The sequence below is a fragment of the Streptomyces sp. NBC_01217 genome (assembly GCF_035994185.1).
Lineage (GTDB): Bacteria > Actinomycetota > Actinomycetes > Streptomycetales > Streptomycetaceae > Streptomyces.
Genome location: NZ_CP108538.1, coordinates 591,110 through 608,158, shown reverse-complemented (window position 1 = coordinate 608,158; position 17,049 = coordinate 591,110). Strand labels below are relative to the sequence as shown.

At 69.4% G+C, this 17,049-nt stretch carries 16 protein-coding genes and 2 pseudogenes; 10 read left to right on the top strand and 8 right to left on the bottom strand.

The features are described 5' to 3' along the window. Positions 1-29: 29 nt before the first annotated feature. Entirely contained in the window at positions 30-650 is a 621-nt protein-coding gene (locus OG507_RS02470; RefSeq protein WP_327365444.1) for a TetR/AcrR family transcriptional regulator, read from the bottom strand. 173 nt (positions 651-823) lie between these two features. Here OG507_RS02470 and OG507_RS02465 point away from each other — a divergent pair, with 173 nt between their 5' ends. From OG507_RS02465 to OG507_RS02445, 5 genes are all read left to right on the top strand, one after another. Then, positions 824-2,353, top strand: a complete 1,530-nt coding sequence (locus OG507_RS02465) for a class I adenylate-forming enzyme family protein (RefSeq protein WP_327365443.1) — start codon at positions 824-826, stop codon at positions 2,351-2,353. A 253-nt stretch (positions 2,354-2,606) separates the two neighbouring features. Further along, positions 2,607-5,807: a GH92 family glycosyl hydrolase gene (locus tag OG507_RS02460; protein WP_327365442.1), complete on the top strand. Its 3,201-nt coding sequence runs from the start codon at positions 2,607-2,609 to the stop codon at positions 5,805-5,807. Positions 5,808-6,130: 323 nt separating this feature from the next. After that, entirely contained in the window at positions 6,131-7,327 is a 1,197-nt protein-coding gene (locus OG507_RS02455; RefSeq protein ID WP_327365441.1) for a cytochrome P450, read from the top strand. A gap of 29 nt (positions 7,328-7,356) precedes the next feature. Continuing rightward, positions 7,357-7,548 carry a ferredoxin gene (locus tag OG507_RS02450; protein WP_327365439.1) on the top strand — a complete coding sequence of 64 codons (192 nt, stop codon included), beginning with the start codon at positions 7,357-7,359 and terminating at the stop codon, positions 7,546-7,548. 259 nt (positions 7,549-7,807) lie between these two features. Then, positions 7,808-8,122 (top strand): nuclear transport factor 2 family protein, encoded by a 315-nt coding sequence (locus OG507_RS02445; protein ID WP_327365438.1) that lies wholly within the window; start codon positions 7,808-7,810, stop codon positions 8,120-8,122. A 31-nt stretch (positions 8,123-8,153) separates the two neighbouring features. Here the strand turns inward: OG507_RS02445 and OG507_RS02440 are convergent, their stop codons facing one another. Then, positions 8,154-8,924 carry an SDR family NAD(P)-dependent oxidoreductase gene (locus OG507_RS02440; protein WP_327365436.1) on the bottom strand — a complete coding sequence of 257 codons (771 nt, stop codon included), beginning with the start codon at positions 8,922-8,924 and terminating at the stop codon, positions 8,154-8,156. A 101-nt stretch (positions 8,925-9,025) separates the two neighbouring features. Here OG507_RS02440 and OG507_RS02435 point away from each other — a divergent pair, with 101 nt between their 5' ends. Both OG507_RS02435 and OG507_RS02430 read left to right on the top strand, forming a co-directional pair. After that, positions 9,026-9,643, top strand: a complete 618-nt coding sequence (locus tag OG507_RS02435) for a TetR/AcrR family transcriptional regulator (RefSeq protein WP_327365434.1) — start codon at positions 9,026-9,028, stop codon at positions 9,641-9,643. Positions 9,644-9,733: 90 nt separating this feature from the next. Beyond that, positions 9,734-10,441 (top strand): TetR/AcrR family transcriptional regulator, encoded by a 708-nt coding sequence (locus tag OG507_RS02430; protein WP_327365433.1) that lies wholly within the window; start codon positions 9,734-9,736, stop codon positions 10,439-10,441. Between the two features lie 116 nt (positions 10,442-10,557). Here OG507_RS02430 and OG507_RS02425 read toward each other — a convergent pair whose 3' ends face one another. Beyond that, on the bottom strand, positions 10,558-11,493 hold the full coding sequence (locus OG507_RS02425; protein WP_327365432.1) for an NAD-dependent epimerase/dehydratase family protein: 936 nt from the start codon (positions 11,491-11,493) through the stop codon (positions 10,558-10,560). Positions 11,494-11,661: 168 nt separating this feature from the next. On the opposite strand from OG507_RS02425, the pseudogene OG507_RS02420 reads away from it, so the two are divergent. Further along, positions 11,662-11,844, top strand: a pseudogene (locus tag OG507_RS02420) (hypothetical protein); the annotation flags it as partial. Between the two features lie 29 nt (positions 11,845-11,873). Continuing rightward, on the top strand, positions 11,874-12,119 hold the full coding sequence (locus tag OG507_RS02415; protein ID WP_327365431.1) for a hypothetical protein: 246 nt from the start codon (positions 11,874-11,876) through the stop codon (positions 12,117-12,119). Between the two features lie 170 nt (positions 12,120-12,289). Here OG507_RS02415 and OG507_RS02410 read toward each other — a convergent pair whose 3' ends face one another. From OG507_RS02410 to OG507_RS40305, 3 genes are read right to left on the bottom strand one after another with little or no spacing between them, the layout of a single operon-like run. Further along, positions 12,290-12,808, bottom strand: a complete 519-nt coding sequence (locus OG507_RS02410) for a hypothetical protein (protein ID WP_327365430.1) — start codon at positions 12,806-12,808, stop codon at positions 12,290-12,292. Between the two features lie 4 nt (positions 12,809-12,812). Continuing rightward, the gene (locus OG507_RS02405; RefSeq protein ID WP_327365429.1) at positions 12,813-13,760 is read right to left on the bottom strand and encodes a class I SAM-dependent methyltransferase; all 948 of its coding nucleotides are present in this window, start codon (positions 13,758-13,760) and stop codon (positions 12,813-12,815) included. Next, the gene (locus OG507_RS40305; RefSeq protein WP_442810929.1) at positions 13,757-14,077 is read right to left on the bottom strand and encodes a hypothetical protein; all 321 of its coding nucleotides are present in this window, start codon (positions 14,075-14,077) and stop codon (positions 13,757-13,759) included. Before OG507_RS40305 ends, OG507_RS02405 begins: the two co-directional genes overlap by 4 nt. A 344-nt stretch (positions 14,078-14,421) precedes the next feature. Between OG507_RS40305 and OG507_RS02395 the strand changes: the two are divergent. Then, a pseudogene (locus tag OG507_RS02395) lies at positions 14,422-14,514 on the top strand (DUF1348 domain-containing protein); the annotation flags it as partial. 37 nt (positions 14,515-14,551) lie between these two features. Here the strand turns inward: OG507_RS02395 and OG507_RS02390 are convergent. Both OG507_RS02390 and OG507_RS02385 read right to left on the bottom strand, forming a co-directional pair. Then, the gene (locus OG507_RS02390; RefSeq protein WP_327365428.1) at positions 14,552-15,547 is read right to left on the bottom strand and encodes a cytochrome d ubiquinol oxidase subunit II; all 996 of its coding nucleotides are present in this window, start codon (positions 15,545-15,547) and stop codon (positions 14,552-14,554) included. Further along, complete coding sequence (locus OG507_RS02385) at positions 15,548-16,975, bottom strand: cytochrome ubiquinol oxidase subunit I (protein ID WP_327365427.1); 1,428 nt, start codon at positions 16,973-16,975, stop codon at positions 15,548-15,550. It lies immediately after the preceding gene. Positions 16,976-17,049 lie beyond the last annotated feature (74 nt).

Genomic DNA, 17,049 nt, shown 5'->3' with positions numbered 1-17,049 from the left:
ACGGTCGGATGACGACCAGGGCGACGCCCTCAGTCGGTGATGGCCGAGGGGGCGCCTGCGCAGCGCAGCGACATCGCCATCAGCTCGGCGACCAGATGATCGGCCGTGTCGCCGGTGGGAGCGGACAGCGGATCGACCAGCACCTCACCGATCGCGCCGGTGAGCGCGGCCGCCGTGACCTCCGCATCCTGCTGGGGGAACAGTCCGGCGGCAACGCCCTCGCGGATCACATCGGTGAACACCGCGCGATAGCGGCGGCGGAATTCCGAGCGCTCCTCGTTCAGCGCGGGCTCGGCCGGGGCCGCGAGGAGGGCGTAGGCCAGGCCGGGGTGCTCCAGCGCACGGCGGGCGAAGACGCGGACTCCGCAGGCGAGCCGTTGCGCCGCATTGCCGCTGCCGTCACGGAGCACCTCTCCCAGCACCTCGACCTCGCGCGCCGAGGCGCGCCGGAAGACCTCCACCGCCAGGGCGCCCTTCGAGGGGAAGTGCTGGTAGACGGAGCCGACCGACATCCCGGCCGCGGCGGCCACCGCGGTGACCGACGCGCTCGCCCAGCCCACATCGGCGACGACGGACGTGGCGCACCGGATGAGGCGGTCCTTCGCAGCGGCGAGCCGGTCCTGCACTGCGGGCGTCTTGCGGTAGGCCATGCAAGAAGTGAACCATTATTCGTATCTTCCTGTCACTCTTCCTTCCACCCCAGGCTTCCTTCGGGGCGCGGCTTTGTACGGATGGGCACCCGATGTTGCATGCTCCGAACAGGGATTCATATCTTCGGCGAAACAGCGCCACCTCACTCTTCGCATGCGATCAGGAGACCGGAATGCACCTCAGTGCCATGCTGGACAGCGCGGTCCGCAAGGCCGGCGACAAGGAAGCCGTCGTCTACCGTGATCAGCGATTGACCTACCGGGAGCTGGCCGCTGCCGTCCGGCGGGCCGCCCGCGTGCTGAGGGATGCGGGGCTGAGGCCCGGCGACCGGCTGGCGGTGATGACGTACAACACGCCCGCTTTCCTCCTCGCCGCCTTCGGCGCCTGGCACGCGGGCGCCACCCTGGTACCCGTCAACCACAAGCTCCAGACCTCCGAGGTGGAGCGGATCCTGAAGCACTGCGGCGCCCGGGTGGCCGTCGTGGACGAGGCCATCGGCGCCCGCGCGACCGACGCCGCGGCCGAGGTCCGTTGGCTGATCAGCCGACCGGACGAGGAGCGCGGCGCGGCAGAGTCCGACACCCCCTCCTTCGAAGCGCTGATCGAGCGGGCCGCCGAGTGGGACGGTGCCCGCACGACGGACACCGGCATCGCCCAGATCCTCTACACCTCCGGTACGTCCGGCCGCCCGAAGGGGTGTGTGCACACGCACCGCGGTATCGCCCTCACCGCCACGTACACCGCGGCCACCCTGCCGCTGCGACCCGACGAGCGCTTCCTGGTCTGCATGCCGGTCTGGCACGCATCGCCCCTGAACAACTGGACGATGGGCACGGTCCTCATGGCCGGCACCGTGGTGCTCCAGCATGAGTACGAACCCCGGGGAATGCTGGAGATCATGCAGAGGGAGCGGGTCACTTCCGTGTTCGGAGCCCCCGTCGCGTTTCTCGCACCCCTGCGTGCAGTGCCGGACTTCAAGGAGTTCGATCTGCACTCCGTACGGGCGTGGGCGTACGGCGGCGGTCCGCTCGACGCCGACTCCGCCCGCACCCTGATGAGCGCCTACGGGAGCACGAACTTCCATCAGGTGTACGGAATGAGCGAGATGGGCCCTGTCGGTTCCTCGCTCTCGCCCGACGAGCAGATCAGCAAGGCCGGCTCCATCGGCCGCGGTGGCATGCCCGGCGTCGACCTGCGCGTCGTCACCGTCGCGGGCAAGGACGCGGCGGCCGGTGAGACCGGCGAGATCTGGCTGCGCTCGGACACCCGCATGGTCGGATACCTGGACGACGAGGAAGCCACCGCCAAGGTCTTCTCGGGCGACTGGTACCGAACCGGCGACCTCGGCCGGATCGACACCGACGGGTTCGTGACCCTGGTCGACCGCATCCAGGACATGATCATCACCGGTGGTGAGAACGTCGCCTCGCAGGAGGTCGAGGCGGTCCTGCGCGGACACCCGGACATCGTCGACGTCGCGGTCATCGGCCGGCCGCACCGGCAGTGGGGGGAGACCGTGGTCGCCGTCGTCGTACTGAGCGACGGCGCGGAACTGACCCTGGAAGAACTGCGCACCTGGATGACTCCGCTGATCGCCCGTTACAAGATCCCGCGCGAACTCGTGCTGCGCACGGAACTGCCGCGTACCCCTTCGGGCAAGGTGACCAAGCCCGTTCTGCGGGCGGACCTTGCCGACGCCTGACGCTTCACCGAGCGCGGTGGACAGGTCCCGGCCTCGGACGCTCGCTGTCGACGGTGGTGTCCGGGGCGTGTTCCTGGCAGACGTCGCAGCCCGCCCACGACGGTCCCTGGACAGGCGAGTTGGCGGCCGGCGCGGCGAACTCGCTTCTGTGCCCACCTCTTGACGGGACATGGCCACGTCCCGGAATGTGTGGTGGGCCTGAGCCGCACCCGCACCGGAGGTGTACGTGAGACGTTGGAATACTCGAAGTGCAGTGACCGCCACCGTGGCGACACTGCTCCTCGCCGGAGTGCAACCCGCCGTGGCATCCGCCGGTCTGACAACGTTGTCAGCTTCAAAGGCCGGTGTTCGACTCGTAGACGATCCCGCGGACTATGTCGATCCGCTCATCGGCACCGGGCGCGGTGGTTCCACCGTGGGCGAGATCAACAACTTTCCCGGTCCTTCGGTCCCGTTCGGGATGATGCAGTTCTCACCCGACACCCCCGGTTCGTACGCCGGGTACCAGTACCACAGCGACCGGATCCGGGGCTTCAGCCTCGACCACGCCTCGGTCGGCTGCACGGCCTTCGGTGATGTGCCGATCCTGCCCGTGACGGGCGATGTCGGCGCGGCGCCCTGGGACCGTACCGAACACTTCTCGCACACCGGCGAAGAGGCCGAACCCGGCTATTACGCGGTCACGCTCGACGACTCGAAGGTGCGTGCCGAGCTGACCGCGTCCACGCGCACCGGCCTCGCCGCGTTCACCTTCCCCGAGGGCGACGAGGCGGCGCAGGTCCTGGTCAAGGGCGGTGGGAGCCTCGCCGGGAACAAGAAGGCCGACCTGCGGATCGTCGGTGACCGGCAGGTCACCGGCTCCGCCACCACCGGCAACTTCTGCGGCAAGGGCAACGAGTACACCGTTCACTACGCGATCACCTTCGACCGCCCGTTCACCGCGCACGGCACCTGGGACGGAACGTCCGTGACGAAGGACAGCGACACGGTCGACGCGCCCAGGGCCGGTGCCTATCTGACCTTCGACACCGAAGGGGCGCGAACGGTGCGCGCCAAGGTGGCCATGTCGTACGTCTCCGTGGACGGCGCCCGGGCCAACATGGCCTCCGAGGTGCCCGGTTGGAGCCTGGAGGAGCTGCGGAAGCAGACCCGGGGCCGGTGGACCGAGGAGCTCGGCAAGGCACGGGTCGCGGGCCGGAACACCGATGAGCTGAAGACGTTCTACACCGCGCTCTACCACTCGCTGATGCACCCGAACACATTCAACGACGCCGACGGCCGCTACATCGGCTTCGACGACAAGGTGCGCACGCTGCCCGAGGGCCGTACCCAGTACGCCAACTTCTCGGACTGGGACACCTACCGCTCTCTCGCTCCCCTTCAGGCCATGCTGTGGCCGAAGGAGGCGAGCGACATGGCGCAGTCCCTGGTCAACGATGCCGAACAGGGCGGCTGGTGGCCGCGCTGGCCGCTCGCGAACAGCTACACGGGACAGATGACCGGCGACAGCTCCGTGCCCCTCATCGCCAGCCTGTACGCCTTCGGCGCCCGCGACTTCGACCTCAAGACCGCGCTGAAGTACCTGGTCAAGGGCGCGATGACGGTGGACGACACCCCCGGCGCCTATCGGGAGCGTCCCGACATCGCCAACTACATCGAGCGCGGCTACGCACCCAACAACGACGCCTCGCGCGGCGACCACCAGCGCGTCGGCGGGTCCGTCACACTGGAGTGGGCGATCGACGACTTCGCCATCGCACAACTCGCCCGCGCCGCCAAGGACATGGACACCGTCCGCACCTTCACGCGCCGCGGCCAGAACTGGCAGAACATCCTCAACCCCGCCACCGGCTATCTCCAGCCGCGCGGCGAGGACGGGCGCTTCCCCGACGGGCCCGGCTTCCAGCCGCCACCTGCGGGCAAGTTCGGCCAGGACGGCTTCGACGAAGGCAACGCCGCACAGTACAACTGGCTCGTACCGCAGAACACCGCCGGTCTGATCGCGGGCATGGGCGGCAGGGACGTCGCGTCCCAGCGGCTCGACACGTTCTTCACCAAGCTCAACGCGGGGCCGAACGAGCCCTACATGTGGGCCGGAAACGAGATCAACTTCGGTGTGCCATGGGTCTACAACCACCTCGGCACGCCGTGGAAGACGCAGAAGGCGGTACGGGACATCGCGACGACCCTCTTCAGCCCCACGCCGGACGGCGAGCCGGGCAATGACGATCTCGGCGCGCAGTCCTCGTGGTACGTCTGGGCCGCTCTAGGCCTCTATCCCTCGACTCCCGGTACGCCGGACCTCACCGTGCACAGTCCGCTGTTCGAAAGGGCCGTGCTGGACCTGCCGGGCCGCGGCGCCGATCTGGACATCAGGGCCCCGAAGGCCTCGACGGACAGCCCGTACGTGCATGACCTGAAGCTCGACGGCCGCAGCTGGGAGCGTACTTATCTCCCGCAGTCGGCGGTGAGCGACGGCGGGCGGCTCGACTTCTCGCTGTCCGGCACACCGGACACCACTTGGGCGACCTCCGCGAAGGCGGCACCGCCGTCCTACCGCACCGGTGAGCGCCCCTTCCTGGCCAACGCGACACCCAACCAGATCACAGCCGAGCCGGGCGGCGACGGAGCGGAACTCGCGGTCGCCGCGCAGCGCCTCGCCGGACACGACCGGACCTTGACGGTCACCGCCGAGGCACCGGAGGGCCTGACCGTGAGCCAGGGAACCACCCGGCTGAAGCTCGATCCGGCGACGGGTTCGGGCACCGCGACGCTGACGGTGAAGGCCGGGCCGGGGACCGCGGAGGGTTACTACGAAGTGCCGCTGACCGTGTCCGCAGGCGGTCACGCCGATCCCGTACGGCTGTCCGCGATCGTTCTGGTCGCTTCGAAGGACAGCCTTCCGGCCGCCTACGACAACAGGGGGCTGTCCGACGACGCGGATCACGGCCAGGGCGACTACGACGGAGCCGGGAACAGTTATTCGCGGCAGGCGCTGTCGGCGGCCGGGCTCAAGGGCGGGGCGCGTCTGGACGTCTCGGGCACCTCCTTCACCTGGCCGGCCGCGCCGCAGGGCCGGCCGGACAACGTTGCCGCGGACGGCCGGACCATCGATCTGACCGCCGCCGCGAAGGACGCCGAACAGATGCTGTTCGTGGGCTCGGCGACCAATGGTGATCACGCGGGCAGTGCCACGGTGACCTTCACCGACGGCAGTACGGCGAAGGCGGACCTGTCGTTCGGCGACTGGACCCTGCCGGGCGGCGGCACGGACCCGGTCCTCGGCAACACGCTCGTCGCACGGACCGGACATCGCAATCAGCCCGGTGGCAACGGCCCCGCCGTCTACGTCTTCGCCACCACACCGTTCCAGGTCCCGGCGGGCAAGCAGATCAGGAGCGTGACGCTTCCTCACGACCTCGACCTGCATGTCTTCGCCGTCGGACTCGGCTGACACGAGCCCGGTACGGGTGCTGCGCGGGCGGGAGGCCGTCATGGCCGCCGGTCCGCGCAGCACCTGCATCGCGCGGCCGAACCACGCCGCGAACGCGTCCACCTGCGGCTCAAGGGGCAGGACACATGCCGCGGAGTTAGGCTGCCAACAGACCGCGTCCCCCGGGTGGCGGCCGTCGGCGGCACGGGCATGTCCCGGGCACGGAGCGGACGGCACAGCTCCACGGCGAGTTGGCCGAACATCGCGTAGACCATTTAGGTGACTGAGGCATCTAGTGGTGGGAGATCGGTAGGACTCCCTCCATCCTGTTTGTGAGGCCCGCCATGACAGACACCGAGACCGTCTCCTTCCCGCAGGACCGGACCTGCCCGTACCACCCGCCGACGGACTACCGGCCACAGGTCGACGGGCAACGGCCGCTGACTTCCGCCAGGCTCTTCGACGGCCGCCGGGTGTGGCTGGTGACCGGACACGCCGAGGCGCGGGCGCTGCTGGTCGACCAGCGTCTGTCGGCGGACCGGGAGAATCCCGCGTTCCCCGTGTTCACCGAGCGGGTGGCCCAAAGCACCAGGCGGCGTATCGAACTGGTCGGCGTCGACGACCCCGAGCACAACGCACAGCGCCGGATGCTGATCCCGAGCTTCTCCGTGAAGCGGACCGCCGCACTGCGCCCGAGGATCCAGGAGACCGTCGACCGGCTGCTGGACGCCATGATCGAGCAGGGTCCGCCAACCGACCTGGTGAGCGCCTTCGCGCTGCCCGTTCCCTCGATGGTGATCTGTGCGCTGCTCGGCGTTCCGTACGCCGACCACGACTTCTTCGAGGCCCAGTCGCGCAGGTTGCTGCGCGGGCCGGGAGCCGCCGAGGTCGAGGACGCACGCAGGGCGCTCGACGAGTACTTCCGGGCGCTGATCGAGCGCAAGCGGTCCGAGCAGGGAGAGGGGCTGCTCGACGAGCTCATCGCCCAGCAGCTCGACACCGGGGCCATCGACCGTGATGAACTCGTCCAACTCGCCGAGATCCTGCTCGTCGCGGGCCACGAGACGACCGCGAACATGATCTCGCTGGGTACGTTCACTCTCCTTCAGTATCCGGACCAGCTGGACCGGTTGCGCACGTCCGAGGACCTGATGCCCGCGGCGGTCGAGGAGTTGCTGCGCTTCCTGTCCATCGCAGACGGCCTCTCACGGGTGGCGACGCAGGACATCGAGGTTGCCGGGGTGACCATTCGGGCGGGTGACGGTGTCGTACTGGCCACCTCGGTGATCAACCGGGACGAGGCCGCCTACCCGCAGCCGGACGAACTGGACCTCGGCAGGCAGTCGCGGCACCACCTCGCCTTCGGCTTCGGGATCCATCAGTGCCTCGGCCAGAACCTTGCGCGGGCCGAGATGGAGATCGCCCTGCGCACCCTCTTCGACCGGCTGCCGGGGCTGCGGCTGGCGGCACCTGTCGAGGAGATCCCCTTCAAGCCCGGCGACACGATCCAGGGCATGCTCGAACTGCCCGTGGCGTGGTGACCGGGACCCCTTCCGGAAAGGACGCTGCGGTGACGCGGATCAGTATCGACAGGGGTGTGTGCATCGGCGCCGGCCAGTGCGCGCTGACCGCGCCGAAGGTCTTCACCCAGGACGACGACGGCTTCAGCGAACTGCTGCCGGGCCATGAGGAGGACTCGGCCGATCCGATGGTCGGGGAAGCCGTCCGCGTCTGCCCGGTGGGGGCCATCACGGTGTCGTAGCGGCCCCTGCGCGTGCGCGTCCCGGAGTGCACGGGCCGCGTCGGGGCCACGAAGTGTCCTGCCCTGTACATCACTTGTTGTGATGCTCACTGCCCAGCCAGTCGGCCGCCGACCAGAGCCCTCGGCAGGCTGATCGGCACGACACCCGGCGCCCTGCCAGGCGGGAACCGGGGCTCCGGCACCGGTCGCAGCGGGCGGCCGGTCCCGGGATTCCTTCGTGCCCGTCCCCATCCTCATTTCGCATCCCGTGGAGGCTCCCGTGACCGCCCAGCTCACCGCCCCCGCCGTGGCCGCGCTTGTCGCTGCCATCAATTCCGGCGACAAGAGCGCCTTCTTCGCCGTCCTCACCGACGATGCGACCATGTCCGACGACGGCACCGACCGGGATCTGTCGGCCTGGACCGAGAGGGAGATCTTCTCCTCGGACGGCCGCATCGACGTCGAGAGCGTGTCAGCCGACGGCCGCTCGCTGGTCGCCACGTACACCAACTCCACCTGGGGAAGCATGCGCACCCGGTGGGCCTTCACGGTCACCGGTGACAGGATCAGCCGTTTCGAGACCGGGCAGGCCTGACCGTACCGGCCGCTTCAGCGCCGGGCCGCCGTCACCAGGCGATGACGGCGGCGGTGGTGCGGCCGCCGTCCACGTCGAGCACGGCGCCGTGGACGAAGCGGGATTCGTCGGACGCGAGGTAGACGGCCGCGTGGGCGATGGCCTCGGGGGAGCCGATGCTGCCGGCCGGTGTGCCCTTCATCATCGCGTCACCGGGGTGGGGTGCCGTCTCGTCGGGGGAGGGGGTGCGCACGACACCCGGGGAGATGGCGTTGACCCGCACGCCCTGGGGGCCGAATTCGGCGGCCCAGGCCCGGGTTAGGGTCTCGATCGCGCCCTTGGACGAGCTGTACAGGGCGCCGATGGGAATGCCGAGCCGGGCGACCCATGAACCAAGGTTGATGATGGCACCCCCTCCTGCTCGCGCCATGACCGGGGCGATCGCGGCGGTCAGGAAGAAGGGCGCCTTGACGTTGACGGCAAAGACCTGGTCGAAGGCCGCCTCGTCGGTGTCGGGGGTGGAGTCGCCGGGGAAGATGCCGGCGTTGTTGACCAGGATGTCGATGCGCCCGCCCAGGACGGTGGCGGCCTCTTCGGCGAGAGCGCGCGAGGTGGCGGCACTGCCGTCGAGGTCGGCGGGCAGGAAGTGGGCCGTGCCGCCCGTGGCACGGATCTCGGCCACGACCTGTGCGCCGCGTTCACGGTTGCGTCCGGAGATGGCTACGTGTGCGCCTTCGGCGGCGAGGGCCAGGGCGACGGCCCGCCCGATGTTGCTGGTGGCGCCGGTGACGAGTGCTGTCTTGTGCTGCAGGCGGGTGCTCATGGTGCGGGTGCTCCCCAATTGTTGGACTGAATAGTCCAATCCTGCGACCGCTAGAATGGACTGTCAAGTCCACTTTTTTGGAGTCGTCGAACGGAGTACCCATGCCGCCGCTCACCTCGAAGGGCATTGCCACCCGGCAGCGGATCGTCGTCAGCGCAGCCGCGCTCATGCGCGAGCTCGGCGCGGCGAACGCGAGCCTGGACGACATTCGCGCGGCCACGGCCACGAGCAAGAGCCAGCTCTTCCACTACTTCCCGAACGGCAAGTCCGAGCTGTTGCTCGCGGTGGCGCGGCACGAGGCCGATCAGGTGCTCGCCGAGCAGCAGCCCTTCCTCGGCGACCTGACCAGCTGGTCCCAGTGGGAGGCCTGGCGCGACCAGGTCATCGCCAACTACGCCTCCCAGAGGGACAGCTGCCCGCTTTCCGCACTCACCGCCCAGCTCGGAATGGCCCACCCGGGCACGAACGAAGTGATCACCGACCTGTACGACCGCTGGCGCGGGCACCTGTCCGCGGGTGTTCGCGCACTGGTCGAGCGCGGTGAAGCGCGCCCGGAGACCGACCCGGACGCCACGGCGATCGTGCTGCTGGGTGTGATCAGCGGCGGAGCCACGATGCTGCACGCGACCGACAGCCTCGAATACCTGGAGGTCGGACTCGACCAGGCCATGCGGTCGATGCGCACACTGTCCCCGCAGACGAGTGCCGGGGAGGGCTGAGGCGGCCGGTGGTTCCTTCGGGGATCCGGCCTCGCCGCCTCCGGAGTCCGGGGCCGCGCGGATGTACATGTACAGTGTATGGTCGTCGATATGAAGAACAGCAGGACCGATCGGCGGACACGCGAGAGGCTCAGTCGCGAGGCCATCGCCGCCAGTGCGGTGGCGCTGGCGGACGCCGAAGGTCTGGAGGCGGTCACCATCCGCCGCCTCGCTCAGGACCACCACGTGACACCGATGGCGCTGTACTGGCATTACAAGGACAAGGACCAACTCCTCGACGGCGTGGCCGAACGCCTCTTCGGCGACGTCGACTTGCCGCCGGTGGGCTCGGAGCCCTGGCCCCGACAGTTGCGCGCCGCACTGGAAGCCGTTCTGGCTGCCCTTCGCCCCCACCCGGCGGTGGCCGGGCTAGCTACCTCCCGCATCCTCTCCTCGGAGGCGGGCCTGATCGTCGCCGAGCGCACCCTCTCCCACCTCAGGCAGGCCGGGTTCTCGCCGGAAACGGCTGCCGAGATCGGCGGATATCTCCTCAGTGCGGTCGTCACCCTCGTCACGAGCGAGCCCGGCCGGCGGCACGGTGACGACGACGAGGCACACGAGGACGCCATCCGCGTGAAAGCGGCTTCCCTCGGAGCCCTGTCCCCACGCCGCTACCCCAACATCGTTGCCTCGGCAGGCAGTCTGGCGGCCTGCGCGAGCCCGGACGCCTACTACAGCCTGGGCCTGGACATGTTGATCACTGGCATCCGCGGCATCGCCACCGAGCCCGCGAAGGGCAAGCCCGAACGCGCTTCCTGAACGGCGAGCAGAACGGCATGCCCCGCGGCGCGCTCGGCCTCGTACCGGTGCTTCCCGCGAACAACGGCGCAAGCCGCACAGCCCCTTGCGGGTCCGACCGAGGCAGGGGCACCTCGCTACACGATGGCCTGTCCGGGGGCGACGGTGATGGTGACGCTCTTGGGGCCCCAGATCCGACGGTACGAACCGTGGACGAGTTCGTCGAGCAGCGGCGGGCCCTGCGGTGTCCAGCCCAGTTCGGTGCGCGCCTTGGCCGAGTCCACTCGGCTGTTGCTGCCCAGGCCGGCGGCGGGCACGGGGCCGAGGGCCCGGGCGTACTCCTCTGCGGTGGCCGAGACGGCGTCCTCGAAGCCCAACAGCTCCGCGATGGCCTCCGCGATGCGGCGGAAGTCGCACTCGTCGGCCGCGAGGTTGTAGACGCTGCCGGCGGGGGCGTGCTCCAGCGCGAGCAGATAGGCGTCGGCCAGGTCGTCGAGATAGACGTTGCCGTATCGGTTCAGACCGCGGCCGGCGTAGCGGCTCACGCCGTCGCGCAGGGAAGCGTGGAGCAGTATGGGCAGCTGCTCGCTACCGCCGTAGCCGTAGATCATGGACGGGCGCAGCACGACAGTGTGGTCGCCTGTCAGTGCGGCCTCCTGCGTCCTGACGTCCAGGCTGTAGCGGGGCGCCAGCGGAGGGATGGGGGTGTAGCCGTCGTCCTCGGTGTGGACGATGCCGGCGGGCTCTCCCCCGGCGAGATCGGTGTAGATGCCGGTGCCGCTGGTCCTGATGAAGCGCTTTCCGGTGCCGGCGACGGCCTTCAGCAGTGTGGTGGTGGACGCGGCGTGGTCGGCGCTCGCGGTGTCGATGACAGCGTCCGCGCCCTCCACCGCAGCGCGGAGTGAGTCCGCGTCGTCGAGCGCACCGTGTACGGGCTCGATACCAGCCGTGGTCAGTGTGCGTACGCCGAGTTCGTTGCGGGCCAGTCCGGTGACGTCGTGCCCGGCGGTGAGCAGTCGCTGTGCGACCGCTCGTCCGATGTAGCCGGTTGCGCCGGTGATGAGTGTCTTCATGATCGTCTCTCTTGGCGGGGGAGCGGGTGCGATGGGGCGGGGCCCGACAGGGTGCGCCATGCGCTGTACATGGACGATGTATAGGTGAGACTGTACAAGGTATAGGCGTCAACGTGAAGCGCCCCACCTTGAAGGACCGATGGTCCAGGCGTGCAGGGTGGGGAGGTCCGCATGCACGAGACCTGGGCCCGGTTCGCCAGGACCGGCAACCTCGGTTGGGACCCGTACGGCAACGAGTGCCGGGCCACGATGCGCATCGACGCCGAGTGGACCCGGGCCGACGACCCTCGCGGCCAGGAACGGAGGACTCCGACGTCCTGTCACCGGCCGTTCATGCATGATTTGTTGTGAAATATGCAGTTGCCCTCAACGATTGCGTCATGAGTGACTCTGAGCGGTCCCAGCACCATCACGGCATTCACGGCATCGTCGAGCAGATCACCGAGCACCATGAGCAGGCTGCGCGGCGCCGCGAGGAGAAAGCCCTCGTCGAGGCCGCCGAGGGCGCCGCCTTCGATCTCGGTACCGACATCGCCCATCCCACGGCGGAGCACAACTCCGTGGGTTACGACATCGAGGCCGACCTCGGCTTCGACGAGGAACCCTCGCAACTCCGCCCCCAGTAGCGCGTGTCCGGCAGATACTGCCTCACCGGCGAGGGCTCCCGAACTGATGCCCAATGGCCTGGACGCGTCCTCCCTGCCGGCCGTCGGGCCCAGGCCGGGAACGGAGGCCTTGGCAGCCGTCTACGGCCCCCCGCCCCTCCGTTCCCGCACCGGCCGTCGGTCCGCTCCGCCTATTCGTCCCCTCCCCGCTCCCGGACCGCGCCGTCCGGTACGGCGGGCAGGCGGTCGACCAGCGTGATGGTGGCCGGCGGCATCATGTCCGACAGCCGCTCCGCGAGGTGGTCCCGCAGCGCGCCGACGAGCGACGCCGCCCGGTCGGCGCGGCCAGGGGTGTTGACGTACCCGTCCATCGGCCTCACCGCCCCGGCCTCGGCGGCCGGGCGCGGGAGGTAACCGCCGGTGAGGGAGACCCCCTCGGCTTCGTGGACCGGGACGAAGACCGCGTCCAGGCTGCCGCTGTCACCGGCTCCGCACCAGGTCACGACCGCACGGAAGCCGTTGCGGGCGCCGACCGCGCGCAGCTCCTCCTGGTCGGGCGCGGACTCCTCGGCCGGCCGGGCCGGTACCCCGTCGACCATGGCCAGATCCCGGAGGTCGGACGCCAGCCGGGGATTGGGTATGCCGGTGACCCGCAGCATGCCCTCTGTGCCGCCGGACAGTTTCCTGTCGAGGGCGTCGAGTCCTGCCACGTCCTCACCCCACCGGACCGCGGGAGCGCCGTCGAGCGGCCAGGAAGCGTGATGCGCCCGCGCTCCTCCTGCCGCCGGTCAGACGGCCCAGGAGCCCGGTGCTTCCCCGTGACGACGCCTTGGTCAGGACGACGTCGTAGCGGTAGCGGCTGAGTTCGTTCTCGTGCACCGCCTGTTTCACCTGGATGTCGACGGCGGCCACATCGCGGTGGCGCGTCGCGAGATCGGTGAAGTAGCCGGGGTCGACGAGGAGTTCGTTCTCGGTGGCGACGGCCCGGTCCACGGCCCTGCGCAGGGTCTGCCGGTCCGCGTTCTCCTCGCTCCGCCGCGCCTGCACCGCACTGAGCAGGCACCGGTGCAGGCGCAGGTTCCGTACGTCCCCGACGAAGTCGGCGCCTCCCGGCGCCGTCAGATCGACCGCCACGGAGAGGACCTCGTCGAGGTACTCGCCGCTGGGGAAGTACTGCACCACCGAGTTGAGGACCACGGTGTCGAAGGACTCCGGGCGCAGACCATTGGTGTCATGCGCCGGCTGGGGACGCAACTCCACCCCGCGCCGCAGCTCGGGATGGGCCGTGACCTGCGCCGAGAGGCCCGAGATTGCCACCGGGGAGAGATCCGTACCGACGAAGGACTGACAGTCGGGTGCCAGCCGCCCCATGAGGGCGCCGCTGCCGACACCGATCTCCAGAAGGCGGCGCGGCTTGAGCGACAGGATGCGCTCGACGGCCGCGTCCCGCCACTCCCTCATGTGCGCCAGCGGAATCGGGGAACCGTCGTAACTGCTGTCCCAGCCGGTGAAGTCCTCTCCCAGGGCGTCACGCCGCGCCGACTGGTGATACGTGTCGTAGACGTGCTGCCAGGTGCTGAGCCAGTCGCTCTCGCGCTGCTCGTCGCGCGATTCGCGGTGCTGCTGGTGCCGCCGCGAACGGAGAGCCGGATCCCGCCTCACTCGGGTTCGGCCCCGCGCGTGACAAGTACCGGCGGCGACCGTGTGGTGATGAGGGACAGGTGACCGGCGTTGGCCTCGGTGATGTGAGCCCAGGAGGGGATGGTCTTCCAGGCGGGCGTACCGGAGGGCTCGGATCCGGCGCTGACCGGCCGCCAGGAGCCGGGGCACTGCACGAGGTTCAGGAACGTCGACGGGACGGCGGTGACGCACGAACCGGGCGTGGCGGCGTTGGCGATGACCACGCCGCCGTAGGAGTGGCCCGCCAGGACGACCGGGCCCGGGTTCCGGCTCGACGCGTCCGCCCACGCACCGTGCACGAGCACGATCGTCGGCTTGGGACCGCGGTTCTTCGCGGTGGTGGCCTGCGCGACCTTTCGCCGCTACGCCGGTCCTGTCGGCAAGACGACCCGGATCAGGTGCGAAAGGATCCGGCCCATCAGCCGGTCCGGAGTGACCACCGGCGCGGCTCCAGGACGATGATCTGGTACCGCACGAGACGGCCGATGCCGGCGTGAGTTTGTAGAGCACAGGGCCGAACATGCCTTCGCCGTCCACGCTCGCCGCCATCTTCTCCGGCCTCGCGTCCCGAACCCCCGTGACGCGAGGCCAGGCCTGCGCATGAGGGGACGACGAGCGATCTGTCGGCACGGATCCGCCCATCGATCTCCCCATCGACGAGTCGGAACGCAAATACCATTGGCCGCTCGGACCGCGCCCCGACGACCACCCGGGACTGTCCGACCTCGGGCTCTGAACAGCCTGGGCTCACGCCCATGAAGGATCCCAGTCCCTCAACCGGTGTCGAGGCGTCCGCGTCCGGCGAGCCGGAACAGGAGAACGAGAGAGGGAAGGATGAGGACGGCGGCGGCGCAGGCGACGCCGAGCAGCACCTTCAACGTGGCGGTGGGGGAAGCGGCTGCGCCGAGCGTGAGGTGTGTGCCCAGCAGGTACGGGTATTGGGCAACGCCCCAGCCGCAGACGATGAGTGCGACTGCGGCCGCCGCCGTCTGACGCAGGACGTCGGTCCTTGCGCCGCGCAGTAGGACGATGCCGGCGATGCCGGACAGGGAAGCCAGGATGACCAGGGCCAGGGCGCGATGGCTGAGCTGGTGGAACAGCCGTGGTGCGTCGGCGTGGAGGATGAAGATGCCGACGACGGACACCAGCCCGGTGACCAGGGCGGCGGCAAGGGCGCGGCTGCGGAAGTAGCGTGCGACTTCGGCCTCTTTGCTGCGGTGGGCCGCCACGTGGAGATAGATGGCGGCGAGATAGGCGCAGACCACGACGGCCAGGACGCCTCCCAGCACGGAGGTCGGATTGTTCCAGCTGGTCAGGGCGTCACCGTTGCCGCCGGTGGGGACGCGGCCGGAGGCGATGGCCCCCGCGATCGCTCCGAAGCTGTACGGGGTGAGCAGGGATGAGAGGGCGAAGGCGGCGCCATAGAGCCGTTGTTCGGGCGTGCGCAGGGAGTTCTTGCGGAAGGCGAACCCGGCTCCGCGCAGCATGATGCCGAGGGCGGCGAGGATGAGCGGGAGGTACAGGGTGGTGGTGATGGCGGTGAACGCGGTCGGAAAGCCCGTCCACAGCATGACCAGGCAGTAGATGAGCCAGGTGTGATTGGCCTCCCAGACCGGGCCGATCGAGGTGTCGATGAGGTGGCGGGGACCGCGACCACGGGCGGCACCGCCGGCGGTGAGGTCCCAGAACCCGGCTCCGAAGTCGGCCCCGCCGAGCAGGGAATAGGCGATGACTCCGATGAACAGGAAGGCGGCGATCAGATCCGGCATCTACTGCTCCTTCTTCCCGGGCCGGGCGCCCGCGAGTTCGGGCGCTGGTCCATAAGGGACTTCGACGCTGTCGTCGCCCTCGTCGCGCCAGCGCCGCTTCATCGAGCGCAGCACCCATACCGCAGCGACACCGACGGCGCAGTACAGGACTACGACGCTGCCGAAGAGCGGCCAGAGGTTTCCTTGGGTGGTCACGGCGTCCCGGGTGAGCAGGTGGCCGACGACGGTCCAGGGCTGGCGTCCGACTTCGGTGACGATCCAGCCGCTTTCGAGGCAGATCACGGCGACGATGCCGCTGATCGCACAGGCACGCAGGAACCATGGGCTGTCCGGCACCGTGCGTCGCCGCCACCAGAGCCAGGCGAACCAGACCGCCAGGGCGAGCAGGGCGGAGGCGGTGCCGATCATGACGTCGAAGGCGAGGTGGACGATGCTGACCAAGCGGTCGTCGGGCCGCACGTCCGCGGGGATGGCGTCCAGGCCCTTGATGGTGGTGGAAGGTGTGAAGCCGGCCAGCAGGGACGCCATGTCGGGGATCGGCAGCCCGTAGCGGACCTTGCCGTCGATGAGGACGCCGCCGAGCGTTTCCGGGACGTGAGCGCCGGTGGTGGGCAGTAGTTCGATGGCGGCGAACTTCGCAGGTTCCTTGTTGAAGACCTGGCGTGCGAGTGTGTCGCCGACGAGCATCTGGACGGGCAGGATGCAGGCGGCGGTCACGAAGCCGATGAGGAAGCCTGTGCGGTGGTAGCGGCTTCTGCGGCCCCTGAGCATGCCCGTCGCGTACACGCTGGCGACGGCGAAGCCGGCCACGATGTAGGCCGCCAGCAGCATGTGTACGGCCTCCCCCCAGAACGCGCCGTTGAAGAACACTTTGGCCGGTTCGACGGCGACGACCTTCCCGTCGCGCATGGTGATGCCGCCCGGCTGGTTCATCCAGCTGTTGGCGGCCACCACGGCGGCCGCACCGCCGATGCTGGCGAGGGAGACCGGGACACCGCTCCAGAAGTGGGCCCAGCCCGGCAGCCGCTTCCAGCCGTAGATGTAGATCGACACGAAGATCGCTTCGAGGAAGAAGAACAGTCCTTCGATCGCGAACGGGAACCCGAACGCGGAGCCGTAGGTACCCATCAGCCCGGGCCACAGCACGCCGAGTTCGAAGGAGAGCACAGTGCCGGTGATGGCTCCGACGGCGAAGAGCACCGCCGCGACCTTCGACCAGCGCTGTGCGAGCAGCAGAGCGTCCTTGTCGCCGTGGCGCAGCCCTCGGTAGTGGGCGATGAGCATCAGCGTGGTGAGCGCGACGCCGAAGGGGACCAGGATGATGTGGAAACCGAGGGTGAAGGCCATCTGCTCGCGGGCCGGCAGCAGTTGAGGGGGGTCTTCACCCGCGACAGCCAGGCCGTGCAGTACCGCGTCAAGTGCATGCATTGTGTCGTCCAGGCTCGTGCGGAACGGGAAGGGGCGGACCGGTCTGCTCATAGGGCGAGGGGTGTGCCCCGTGC

What these genes read in the sequence shown, in the direction of transcription:
- OG507_RS02470 (WP_327365444.1), bottom strand. Translation starts at nt 650, where the DNA reads ATGGCCTACCGCAAGACGCCCGCAGTGCAGGACCGGCTCGCCGCTGCG.
- OG507_RS02465 (WP_327365443.1), top strand. Translation starts at nt 824, where the DNA reads ATGCACCTCAGTGCCATGCTGGACAGCGCGGTCCGCAAGGCCGGCGAC.
- OG507_RS02455 (WP_327365441.1), top strand. Translation starts at nt 6,131, where the DNA reads ATGACAGACACCGAGACCGTCTCCTTCCCGCAGGACCGGACCTGCCCG.
- OG507_RS02440 (WP_327365436.1), bottom strand. Translation starts at nt 8,924, where the DNA reads ATGAGCACCCGCCTGCAGCACAAGACAGCACTCGTCACCGGCGCCACC.
- OG507_RS02435 (WP_327365434.1), top strand. Translation starts at nt 9,026, where the DNA reads ATGCCGCCGCTCACCTCGAAGGGCATTGCCACCCGGCAGCGGATCGTC.
- OG507_RS02430 (WP_327365433.1), top strand. Translation starts at nt 9,734, where the DNA reads ATGAAGAACAGCAGGACCGATCGGCGGACACGCGAGAGGCTCAGTCGC.
- OG507_RS02425 (WP_327365432.1), bottom strand. Translation starts at nt 11,493, where the DNA reads ATGAAGACACTCATCACCGGCGCAACCGGCTACATCGGACGAGCGGTC.
- OG507_RS02415 (WP_327365431.1), top strand. Translation starts at nt 11,874, where the DNA reads ATGAGTGACTCTGAGCGGTCCCAGCACCATCACGGCATTCACGGCATC.
- OG507_RS02390 (WP_327365428.1), bottom strand. Translation starts at nt 15,547, where the DNA reads ATGCCGGATCTGATCGCCGCCTTCCTGTTCATCGGAGTCATCGCCTAT.
- OG507_RS02385 (WP_327365427.1), bottom strand. Translation starts at nt 16,975, where the DNA reads ATGCATGCACTTGACGCGGTACTGCACGGCCTGGCTGTCGCGGGTGAA.